The sequence below is a fragment of the Mucilaginibacter ginsenosidivorax genome, from assembly GCF_007971525.1.
Classification (GTDB): domain Bacteria; phylum Bacteroidota; class Bacteroidia; order Sphingobacteriales; family Sphingobacteriaceae; genus Mucilaginibacter; species Mucilaginibacter ginsenosidivorax.
Map to the genome: position 1 here is coordinate 519822 of NZ_CP042437.1, position 12438 is coordinate 532259.

General features: G+C 43.6%; 7 protein-coding genes. 2 read left to right on the forward strand and 5 right to left on the reverse strand.

Annotated features, from left to right (window positions below; genetic code table 11):
* Positions 1-328: 328 nt before the first annotated feature.
* From FSB76_RS02275 to FSB76_RS02295, 5 genes are all read right to left on the reverse strand, one after another.
* A complete protein-coding gene (locus FSB76_RS02275) occupies positions 329-1840 on the reverse strand; it encodes a SusD/RagB family nutrient-binding outer membrane lipoprotein (protein WP_147051984.1) in 1512 nt (503 codons plus the stop codon).
* Between the two features lie 13 nt (positions 1841-1853).
* Entirely contained in the window at positions 1854-5012 is a 3159-nt protein-coding gene (locus tag FSB76_RS02280) for a SusC/RagA family TonB-linked outer membrane protein (protein WP_147051985.1), read from the reverse strand.
* A gap of 172 nt (positions 5013-5184) precedes the next feature.
* Entirely contained in the window at positions 5185-6501 is a 1317-nt protein-coding gene (locus tag FSB76_RS02285) for a gluconate:H+ symporter (RefSeq protein ID WP_147051986.1), read from the reverse strand.
* Positions 6502-6516: 15 nt separating this feature from the next.
* On the reverse strand, positions 6517-8232 hold the full coding sequence (locus FSB76_RS02290) for an IlvD/Edd family dehydratase (protein WP_147051987.1): 1716 nt from the start codon (positions 8230-8232) through the stop codon (positions 6517-6519).
* Between the two features lie 95 nt (positions 8233-8327).
* Positions 8328-9164, reverse strand: a complete 837-nt coding sequence (locus tag FSB76_RS02295; protein WP_147051988.1) for a fumarylacetoacetate hydrolase family protein — start codon at positions 9162-9164, stop codon at positions 8328-8330.
* Positions 9165-9643: 479 nt separating this feature from the next.
* Here FSB76_RS02295 and FSB76_RS02300 point away from each other — a divergent pair, with 479 nt between their 5' ends.
* Entirely contained in the window at positions 9644-10537 is an 894-nt protein-coding gene (locus tag FSB76_RS02300; protein WP_147051989.1) for an AraC family transcriptional regulator, read from the forward strand.
* Positions 10534-12060 (forward strand): gluconokinase, encoded by a 1527-nt coding sequence (locus FSB76_RS02305; RefSeq protein ID WP_147051990.1) that lies wholly within the window; start codon positions 10534-10536, stop codon positions 12058-12060. Before FSB76_RS02300 ends, FSB76_RS02305 begins: the two co-directional genes overlap by 4 nt.
* Positions 12061-12438: the final 378 nt, after the last annotated feature.

Genomic DNA, 12438 nt, shown 5'->3' on the forward strand with positions numbered 1-12438 from the left:
GGATAGAAATGAACAAAAAGATAGACTACATGTACAAGCCATGATAACAATCTATAAATAAGATAATTATTCATCAACAAACTAACTAAACTCAAGATAGTGTGAGCATCGCCGTAAGGTTTGAAAATATTGCTATACTCACTTATATGAACGCCCAATTTTTTGTGATGAGATGACGGATAAACTTTATAATATTTTTTGGACATCAACACTCCCGATCCTTACCCCCTATTAATAAGGATTTTTAAACTTCATGGTAATACCAGCCTGTAAAAACGATAATGCCCGGAACCAGTCGGCACCGGGGCATTAAAGCATACTAACCAGGTTATTTGTCCCAAAATATGGGCGTATCCAAATCATCCGCGCCTATGCTCGCTACCGCAGCCCTGTAATTATCAGCGTTAATGGACGATTCTGTTTGCGGGTAAGTGTACCTGCGTACAAAACTCCCTTTTATTTGCTTGCCGGGATACGTATTTGGCGATAACGCTGGGAAGCCACTTCTTCGGAAATTGGCCCAGGATTCTGCACCGTTTCCAAATGAAGTTATCCAATACTGGGTATTAATCTGTTTCAAAGCATTGGCATCAGAATACGCATTTACCGGGTTGTTCAAATACGCATTTTCGGCGTCGCTGCTAATTACAGCAACAGCGTCATAGCTGGCAAATTGATCCATCGCCGCTTTTACACCATTATTATAATAGGTACTTGCCGTACCGGTTATATATCCCCTAAAAGCGGCCTCGGCCAATAGTAATTGCGTTTGGGCATATGTTATAAAATATTGCGGCGCGGTTACTTTGCCAAATACACTATAGTTTACCTGCGAATATTTGAAACCAGAACCACTCGCGCCACGGAATCCCGGCGCTGTTGGCAGCGTACCACTATCATAACCTATGGGCAAACCAAACTGATTGGCCGACGCTGTATCCGGCGCAAGGGATAATGCTTTTCCCGGGTCGGCATACATTGCCGAGATGTACTTAAGCCTTGGGTCGCCGGTTGATTTCAATTGCGTAATAAACGGCTCGGCAAGATAATATGTATTGGTTAGCTGTTGAATTTGCTGCGTAACTAAGTTGGGGTATGCGTTGTTATACTTCAGGTAACAATTATCGGCGTTGGATTGCATTACACCACCGGTAAAAGCAGCCTGCACAATTGTTTTTGCCTTACCGCCATCTAATTTAGAATAGCGCATCCCAATACGCAATAAGAGTGAGTAGCCCAGGCGTTTCCATTGCGGAATATTTCCGGCAAAAAAAACATCGCCTTTAACCACATCTTTTGCAGCATCTAATGCCGCCGTAGCTGTGGTAAGTTCATTCACCAAGTCGGCATAGATATCCTGCTGTTTGTCATATTTAGGCAAGAACGCCGAACTCAGATAGGCTTGGCCCGCCTGGCTGTAGGGCACGTCTCCGTAAGTATCTACCAACATCATATAATTATAGGCCCGCCATATCCTGGCCTCATTGTACAGGTTGGAGCGGGACGCATCGCCCTTGGTTTCCGACAAGATGTGCTCCAGCAATTTTATACTATTCGGGTAAGCATTATTCCACCGCAGTACCGTATATGTTTGATTTAACACGTTGAAATTAAACGCCGAGGTAACGCCGCCAAAAGGATCGATAAACTGTTGAACAACGGTTGCTTCGGTTTCCATTAATGATGAATAGGTTAATACCTCGGCATTGGAAAACAAAAACGTTGGGTCGAGACTGGTGGTGTTGTTGGGGTTAACATTTAATTCTTTGAACCCTTTATCGCAACCTACGACAGAACACAGGCAGGCAGCAGACAATATGACTTTTATATAATTTTTCATAATCGTACTCTTTTTAAAATTTGACGTTAAGGTTAAATCCATAAGTCCGCGTGGTGGGCAGTGAACTTTGCTCGTACCCGGTTAAAATATCGCCACTTGATGATATTGCTTCCGGATCGATATTAGGTGTATATTTTTTGATGATAAGCACGTTGTGGCATACGGCAGAAAGCACAAGCCCTTTTATGAATTTCGCCTTTACCATCTTCGAAAAATCATAGCTCAGCGAAACGTTTCTTAGCTTGATGAAATCCGACTTATAAACAAATGGGTCTATGATACCTTGAGAACGATAGTTAGCATAAAAATCCTCGGCGTTCACTGCTGTTGTGTTAGGCGTACCATCGGCATTCACCCCGTTGAACTTAACGCCACCATCCCTGCCAACCAGCGACTCTTTTGATAAGCCTTCTCTGAGGAAATTAAGGTTTGAACTTGACAATATTTTACCACCCGTTTTATAATCAATATGGGCCATCAGGGTAAACTTCTTGTAAGAAAAGGTATTTACCCAACCACCTGTAGCTTTAGGCAAAGCACTGCCAAAAAGCCTGGGAGAAGTGCTTGCCACTGGTTTACCGCCCGATAAAATAATGTTACCACTGGCATCCCTACGGTAAGTGGAGCCTTGTATTTGGTTTAACGGAAGGCCAACCTGATCAACAATAGAACCAAAGAATTCGCCTGCACCCAGTGTAAGTTGATTTTGACCGTTAGCCAGTGTCAATACTTTTGAGGAGTTTATGGCGGTATTAAACGCTGAACGCCAGGTAAAATTCTCTTTTTTGATGGGTATCAACTCCAGCAAGAACTCCATACCACGGTTTTGCAGCTCGCCAAGGTTTACAATGGTGCCGGTATAACCCGATGCGTTTGATATAGCAACACTTAAAATCTGGTTTGTGGTGTGCTTATCATATGCGGCTACATCTAAATTCACACGGCTGTTAAACATTCGCAATTCCAGGCCAATTTCTTTCTCTTTTACGCTGTAAGGTTTAATATTTTGGTTTGGAGTAGTTGTATTATTAATGCTTCCAAGTGGAAAGCCGTTAAAGGTATTTTGAGAAAGTGCGAAGGTAAGCGAATTGCTGTAAGGGCCAATGCCGTTAGCACTCCCCACATTAGCATAAGTTGCCCTGATCTTTCCAAACGAGAGCCACGAAGGCGAATTCTTTAAAAATTCCGAGAAAACAAAACTGCCGCTTACGGAGGGATAAAAGTAATGATTATGCTCGGGGCTTAACACCGAGAACCAATCGTTACGGCCTGTTACATTTATAAATAAATAGGATTTATATCCAAACTCGGCAGTTCCATAAAGCGAGTTTACAGTTGATTTTGAAATTGCGTAAGCCGATGTGGTGGTTGCGCCATTTCCAAGAGTATAAAAATCCCTGACATAAAAATTTGTTGCTGTAACGGTATATCCCCGTGACGACGAAGGAAAAGTATTTCCTCCTATAGTGGCATCCAAAGAAAAATCTCCCCATTTGTGGCCACCTCCCAATAAAAAGTCGGCATTTAACGCACGGTAAGTGTTGTCATTTGAGTTATAACTACCGTTATAAAGGCCTACTGGCGCGGCAGCGTTCGCCAAAGTGCCGGTTGGCACATTTTGTTCATAAAACGAAGCGCTATATTCCATATTTACACGGCCCTGCAGGTAAAGCCAATCAAAAAATTGATAACGAAGGCTGGCCGTACCTAAAAGGTGATCTTTAGGTTGCCTTGTAAATTGCTTGTTCATTATCCAGTATGGGTTGGTAAGGGTAGTAAAACGTGAAGTTGGCGCTTCGTTGCCGTTGGCATCAACCGCAGCTGCTTTTAATACATCAAGACTAACCGAGTTGGAATAACGGTACATGTAATTAGTAACCGATGTGCCCTGAATACCAATTACCGGCGGGTTGTTATTATTCTCGTGGTCGTAATTTATATAGATCTGTGCAGATAGTTTAGGTGTGAAATTATAATTCAGCCCCAGATTGAATATTTTTTTGTGATAATCATTGTTAGGTACTATACCTTGCGCGTCCTGGTTCGAATAAGAGAATCTAAAGCTGCCTTTATCATTGCCGCCAGAAAAAGCGATGGTATTAGTCCACGCGTTGGCACGCCTGAAGAATTTGCTTATACGATTTTTTTCTGGCGCGTAAGGGCGTTGTACCCCATCAAACTGGTAGGTAGGCGCGTTGTCAAACTTTTCCCCAAAACTCCATGCGCCTGAGCTTTGTGCCTGACCCTGGGTTTTGGGCCGTACGTTATTTTCTCCCTGCCCATACTCATATTGAAAGTCAGTAAAATCAAGCGCCTGATTTTGAGTAAAATTGGAGGTAAACTCAATACCTATACCTGTATTTTTATTACCGTTTTTGGTAGTAATGATTATCGCACCGTTACTTGCCCTTGAACCGTAAAGCGCGGCAGCTGTGGCTCCTTTTAATATGGTCATCGACTCAATATCATCCGGGTTTATCTGCTGCATATTATCGCCAAGATCTACCGACTGCGTGTAACTGTTGGTGCTTGATGGACTTTGCGACAAAGGAAGGCCATTTAATACAATCAACGGCGCATTATCGCCCTGAAAAGCAGACTGCCCGCGCAACCGGATCTTGGTACTTCCGCCGGGCCCGCTTGCGGGTGGCGATATGTCTAAACCTGCTACCTTTCCCTCAAGCGAGTTAACAAAGTTTGTGGAACGGTTAGCCGTTATTTCGCCCACGCGCACATTTTCTGCCGCATAGCCCAATTTCTTCGACTCGCGCTTTATCCCTAATGCTGTTACTATTATCTCACTTAGGGCGTTTGCCCTTGGCTCCAGCGTAACATTTAGCGTACTACGCCCGTTCAGAGGCTCGGTTTTGGGACTGTATCCCACATAGCTGAATATTAACACCGCATTATTGGCAGACACCTGTATCCGGTAGTTACCGTCTACATCCGTCAAAACGCCGTTTCTGGCTCCTTTTTCGCTAACGCTGACGCCAACAAGTGGCAGCCCTTTTTCATCGATCACTTTGCCGGTAACTGTTTGTACGCCCACATCGGCCTTGATCAGGACCTTGGCTACATTTCCGGCCCATACATCCGTAGTAATCATAAGTGTAAAAAGAACACTTATTGTAATAGACAGCATCATTCCAGATGCTTTGATTTTTTTTTCCATGATTTTAGGTTTAATTCAATTGGCAAATCTTAATTTAACCTCTTTCTCAAAATTGGTAATTGCGAAAGAGCTTCTCCGGACGGCACTTAAAGGCCGTTTTAATTTTTAGTACAGTTTTTTCTTCATTTTACGCAGGGTTTTAGTTTAAAATTGGGTGTATACATTTATCGGTTTATATTAAAAAATCTAATGATAAGACGCCTGCAAGTCCTATTACAGCTACCAGGCTTTCCATAACCGTCCATGAACGGAGTGTTTCCTTTACCGATAGCCCAAAATATTCTTTGCATAGCCAAAAAGCTGTATCGTTTACGTGCGAGCCAAACAGGCTGCCTGCTCCGATAGCCAGCACCAGTAAACTGGTATTTACGTTTGCATGATGAGCTATCGGAAACAACACCCCGGCAGCCGTTACACCAGCCACCGTGGCCGAACCAAGGCAAAGCCGTAAACAAGCCGTAGCCAGCCATGCAAGCAACAAGGGATGCATGCTGCTACTAACCAGCATACCGGCAAGGGCGTTACTTAAGTGGCTATCTACAAATACCTGCTTCAATGCACCCGCGCTACCAATAATGAGCAATACCATGGCTATATCTTTTACTGCACACACATAACCATCCATTATTTTTGCCAACGATTTGCCTTTGCGCAAACCAAGCGTATAGGTGCTTATAATTACGGTAGCCAGCATGGCAATAATGGGTTCGGCAAACCATGCCGCTAAAGTCCTTATTAATGGATTTTGCCCAAAAAGTACAGGCAGCAAATGGGCCATACAAATCAATACCACCGGTAAAAGCGATGATAGTATACTGTTAGCAATACCCGGCAGCTGGTGAGCAGGCAAGGTGGCCGACCTATGGGCAAATTGCAAACTGTGAGGCCCTATTTTTTTGAGTGTGGCCGAGAATATAGGCCCTGCAATTATTATAGCAGGAATAGCGATGATCAGCCCATAACCAAATGTTTTTACTACATCTGCATGAAAAACGCTGATGAGTGTCATTGGTGAAGGATGGGGCGGCAAAAAACCATGCATTACCGATAAAGCCGTAAGCATTGGCATACCCACATACAACAGCGGCAACCGATAGCTGGAAGCAACCGAAAAGATGATAGGCACTAACAAAATGAAACCTACATTGTAATATAAAGGAATACCCACTATAAAACCCGTCAAAGCCATGGCATAGCTTACATATCGGGCGCCAAACAAATCATGCATAAAATGAGCTATGCGCTGTGCTGCGCCGCTTTCGGCAACCAGCTTACCCAGCATCGCGCCCAATAGAATAATGATTGCTACCGACCCTAAAGTATCGCCCAGGCCTTTATTTATCGATGCGATAACCGTTGTAAATGGCATGCCAAAGCAACAACCTGCCACTAAAGCAACAACAAGAAAGGCAAGAAAAGCATTTACCTTTGCCCATGTTATCAGTGCAACAAGCAGTAAAATACAAAGGATCAGTACAAGTATTGTCATTATTATCAGCTTAATTTAATGCGAATCGCGGGTTACAACAGATCCGGAGTTTCCAACCAGGAAATCAAGATCAGCTCCTTTATCGGCTTGCTGAACGTGACGCTGGTACATAGATACATAGCCCCTGTTGGTATGGTAAGCTGGTTTTTGCCACAATTGTCTCCGTTTTTCAAGTTCAGCCTCATCTACAAGCAGGTCTATTCTTCTTGCCGGTACATCGAGGTGTATAAGGTCCCCGTTTTGGACAAGCGCCAGGTTGCCGCCAATGGCAGATTCCGGCGAAACATGGAGTACAACAGTACCGTAAGCGGTGCCACTCATCCGTCCGTCGGATATTCTTACCATATCCGTAATACCTTTATCAAGCAGTTTTTTAGGCAACACCATATTGCCCACTTCGGGCATGCCGGGGTACCCCACCGGGCCAACATTTTTTAGCACAATTACGCAGGTCTCATCTATATCAAGCTGCGGCTCATCAATCCGGGCATGATAATCTTCGATCGTTTCAAAAACCACCGCCCTACCCGTATGCTGCATTAGCGATGGCGTTGCCGCCGAAGGCTTGATAACCGCACCATTGATAGCCAGGTTACCTTTTAAAACTGCTATGCCGGCCTCCGGGATAATCGGGTTGTTGTAACTTGTAATAACCTTATTATTATAGCATATACCGTCGTCTTTTATGTTTTCTGCATGCGATTTTCCTGTCACCGTTATCGCATCCATATCCAATTCACTACCCAGCTCTTTCAATACCACGGGCAACCCGCCTGCGTAGTAAAAGTCTTCCATCAGGTATTTTCCGGAGGGCATCAAATTAAGCAACAAGGGTATTTTACTGCCAAGCCTGTCAAAATCGTCCAGGCATAGGTCTATCCCAACACGTCCGGCAATTGCGGTAAGATGTATGATAAAATTGGTAGAACCGCCAATAGCTGCGTTTACTTTAATTGCATTTTCAAAAGCTGAGCGGGTGAGTATTTTTGATATCGTTAGCCCTTCCTTCACCATTTCTACAATGCGCCTGCCTGACAACTGGGCCAACACTTTCTTTCTTGAATCCACTGCAGGAGTGGCCGCAGCTTGCGAAAGACACATCCCAAGCGACTCGACCATGCAAGCCATAGTAGAGGCGGTGCCCATGGTCATACAATGACCGGCACTTCTCGACATGCAGCTTTCGGCGGCAAGATATTCGTCATTGGTTACTTTGCCGGTTATAAGATCATCAGTTAATTTCCATACTGCCGTGCCCGATCCGATATCCATGCCCCGGTATTTACCATTCAGCATTGGCCCACCCGGAACTACTATAGTAGGCAAGCCTACGCTGGCGGCCCCCATCATGGTAGCCGGCGTAGTTTTGTCGCAGCCGGTCAACAACACAACGCCGTCTATCGGATTGCCGCGTATTGATTCCTCGGCATCCATACTGGCCAGGTTCCTGAAAAGCATAGCAGTGGGTTTAAGCAATGTTTCGCCCAACGACATGATGGGGAATTCCACCGGAAAACCGCCGGCTTCATAAACCCCGCGTTTAACAGATTCGGCCAGGTCGCGTAAATGGGCATTACAAGGTGTTAGTTCTGACCATGTGTTACAAATACCAATAACCGGTCTTCCGTCGAAAAGATCGGAAGGTATACCCTGGTTTTTCATCCAGCTTCGGTATAAAAACCCCATTTTACCCGTTTTTCCAAACCAATCAGAACTTCTGAATTGTGACATTTTATTTCTGTTTTATAATTTAAGTTATCGTGATGCTGTCGTGAATGGCTATTACCTAATGCCGTACCGGATCATCATCGTCAAGTTCATACTCACTACTCCCCCACGCGGTTTGTAAGTGTGCCTATGTTATCTATTGTAATATTTATCACATCGCCATAGTTAAGTGTAAACCAATCAGGCGGCACTATACCTGTGCCGGTCATGAGGTATGCACCGTGGGGGAATGACATCTCCATAAAAAGGTAATTAGCAAGTTCCTGGTGCGTACGTTTCATCCTGCTGATCAATATGGCCTCGGCAAATACTATATCATTGCCTCTCCATATTTCAATCTGAATTTCGGTGTCAGGAGAAATAGTTGTAGCCGGCACGTAAAGGCATGGGCCAACCGCTGCCGCGCCATCGTATGATTTAGCCTGCGGAAGATATAAAGGGTTCTCCCCTTCAATGTCTCTCGATGACATATCATTGCCAATCAGGTATCCCTCAATGGTGCCGGCGCTGCAAATAAATAACACTAACTCCGGCTCCGGAACGTTCCATTTCGAATCTTTCCGGATGCGCACAGTACCGCCAGGCCCCACCGCGCGGGATGCCGAAGATTTAAAAAAGATCTCGGGGCGTTCGGCACTGTAAACCCTTGCATAAAAATCGCCGCCACCGGCATCTTTGGATTCTTCCATCCGGGCATCTTTACTGCGCAAATAGGTAACACCAGAGGCCCAGATTTCCTGGCTGGCAATAGGTGTGCTTACGTGTTCCAAATCGGCAACCAACGAAGGGTTGGCCGTAACGCTTTGGATATCTTTTAAAGCCTCGCTATGCAACGCTTCGCGGTTTATAAAACTATCCCACTTCCAAACAGGCGAGCTATAAAGCAGCCCGGCGTGTTTTACAATAACTTTATCGTTGGTTTTAAATATATGCATAGCTATCTATCACTACCCGCCGTTTGTGCGGTAGTTACTTCTTTATCAAAAAATGTAACAAACAGGTTACTTGGTTAGGTACAAAGAATGTTAAACCAAATTGCTTTGTCTTCCAAAAAAACACAGCGTTGATTTTTATACAAAAAACTTGTGGCAAAAAACGCTCGCGGCCTAAATGTTCAGTTGCGCTTTGCAAAGTTGTTTTACTACCGGATACCAGCTTTTTATGCCGGTAACGAAGCCAATAAAGAGCCGGGGATATTTTTATAAAGGGTAAAAAGATGATCGGCGCCAGGCCCGGTGTGGTCAAAGTATCATCCTATTAAAACTGGAAAATACCATTAAAAAACAGCGGTGGTTTTTATACAAATTTTGCTTTTATAATACGTAAACTTGCCTGCTACAGGCATCCTTTTTTATATTGTTGAATACCATCGCAATACGGAGATAGGCGCAACGCATACCAATTATTATACTGAATGAATCATTTGATACTTCAGCAGGGGAAATCTAAAGAACTTGCGCATTTTCCGCATATCCTGGAGTTTGCCCACAAAAAAAACAATACTATCCAACTTAATTCCTTTAACAGCAAGGTTACGGACTGCATTTGCCTGTATTATATTTTAGAAGGAAAATTTACCTGGATAATTGATTTGCAGGAACACACGTTATACCCCGGAGATTTCGCACTAGTATTGCCGGGGCAATGTATCGGCGGAGAGAGCGGGATATTAAATATCGGCGTATTATTCTGGATAAAAATTTCCACCGAAGATTGCGGAAAGCTTTTGCTTGGCAAATGGAGCGGACTCACCAAAAAAGAAAAGCTATCCGTTAATCAAATTTTGCTGTTAAACAGGCAACAGCTTGTTTTGAAACTGAAAGAAGCGCAGGCTTTAATGCATAATTTACAACTGGAATTACAAAATGAAGAAGTGGGCTTTTACACGCGTGTAAACCAGCTGCTTGATGAGCTTTTTGTGTTGATCAGCAGGCAGTTGATAAGGCAAAACAATTCCAGGAGAGATTTCCCTCAAACATTTTTAAAGCTGGAGCAAACGCTGCGGCAAAACCTTGCGCATCAATGGACAGTGGAAGAAATGGCAGCGCTGATAGGTATGGGGACTACTGCTTTTACCGAAAAAGTAAAACACTATTCCGGTTTCTCGCCTCTGAATTATTTAATCAACATCAGGATAACTGAAGCTACCAAGCTGCTTAAAAAAAACGAGGTAAATGTTACCGACATAGCGCTGAGCACGGGATTTTATTCGTCGCAGCATTTCTCTACAACTTTTAAAAAACTTACGGGCTACACCCCAAGCGAATTCAGGAAAAATAAAACATCAGATCATCAACATACATCATGAATTGCATCATCATTATAGAAATGGGTACAGCCGCGGTACGGGTTTTTGCCTTTGATCTTTCCGGTAATTTAATCAGTTCATCAAAGGGGCATTACCCTACCTTTCACGAGCAGCCCGATCACAGCGAGCAGGACCCTGAGCAGATGTTTATTACCATGCTCTATATTTTAAAAAATCTGCTTATTGAGAAAATCTACCCTAAAAAATATACTGTAACCTGTATTTGCTTCGGCTCATCCATGCATAGTTTGCTGGCGGTAGATAAAGATGGCATACCATTGGGCAACGCCATTACCTGGGCAGACAATAGGGGCAAAAAAGAGGCTGCCGACCTTAAAAAAAGCACCCTGGGCGAAGAGATTTATAAAGCCACGGGAACTCCCATCCATCCTATGTCGTCGTTGATAAAAATTGCGTGGATGAAAAATCACGACCCTGAGAAATTTAAACTGGCAAAGAAATTTATGCCTATAAAAACCTATATCATTCAGCAACTAACCGGTGCGTGTGTGATAGATTATAGCATAGCCTCTGCAACCGGGCTAATGAATATTCACGATTTTACCTGGGACCGTGCGGCGCTGGAGTTTGCAGGTATTACACCAGAGGAGCTTCCGGACCTACACCCTGTTTTCTATTCAGGCGTTTCGCTAAAAAAAGAATATCAAAGGGTTTTAAAATTGTCGCCGTCGGTTAAAATCCTCATTGGATCAAGCGACGGATGCCTGGCCACACTGGGTGCCGGTGTATGGGAAAACAGTATGGCTACTATTACCATTGAAGATAGTGGCGCATTCCGGATCATTGGAGATAAAATAATAGAAGATCCCAAACAACAAATTTTCAACTACCTGCTTACTGAGAAACATATTATCACTGGCGGACCTACAAGTAATGGAGGTGTGATATTCAATTGGTTTGCTAAACAATTTGGTGATTTTCAAAAAGCTTTTGATATCGACCAGTCAATGGAAATGCTGATAGAGGAAGCAGCTGGCGTTGAAGTTGGCTCAGGCGGCTTAATCTTCCTTCCTTTTTTACATGGCGAACGAGCCCCTATCTGGAACCCGAACTCCAGGGGCTGTTATTTTGGCGTTAATATCAGGCACGAGCGCAAACATTTTATACGGGCCACCATAGAGGGGATATTATACGAGATGTACAGTATTGGCCGTACACTGGAAAACCACCGGCATATTGAAACCCTGTCTATCAATGGCAGTTTTGCATCCATACCTTTTTGCACTCAAATCATCGCCGACATATTTAACAAGCCGGTGAGCACACTTAGTCATGCCGACAGCATAGGCAAGGGTGCATACCTGTTAAGCGCTACCGAGATGGGTATTTATCCCTCTTTAGAAGAAGCCTCTAAAACGGTTACCATGCATCAAACCTATTTGCCTAACGCCGAAAACCACCAGATATATGCCCAATATTTTAAAGTATTTGAAAGCCTGATAACAAAAGTGGCGGATGAATTTGACGCCATTTCAGATCTGCAGGAACGGTATAGTCAATAAGGATACAGGTGGAACAGATTGTATTACCACTACAAATATTCTTGTGTATGTTTTAAAAGATTTAGTGTCCTGCTTAGTCCCTTTAATAGACCAGCAATGTTGCTCCATAGGCTGGGATTACACTCGCTCCCTGTGATGATTTCGGAGGGTTTGCCGTTTACGATAATACGTAGATGAATAGACACCAGCCATTTTGATAGTTTTGGGCTTTTTTAAATAAAAAAGCAAACTGAAATTAGTTTTCATAATGTTTTAAGCATTAAAAAGTGAAACAAAATTAAGCTTGCAATCACATCTGTACAAAATGTTAAAATTTAAACACATTGATTATCAAACCTATATGTCTTTTTTTGGCGAGCAAGGAATTTTTAAACTTAC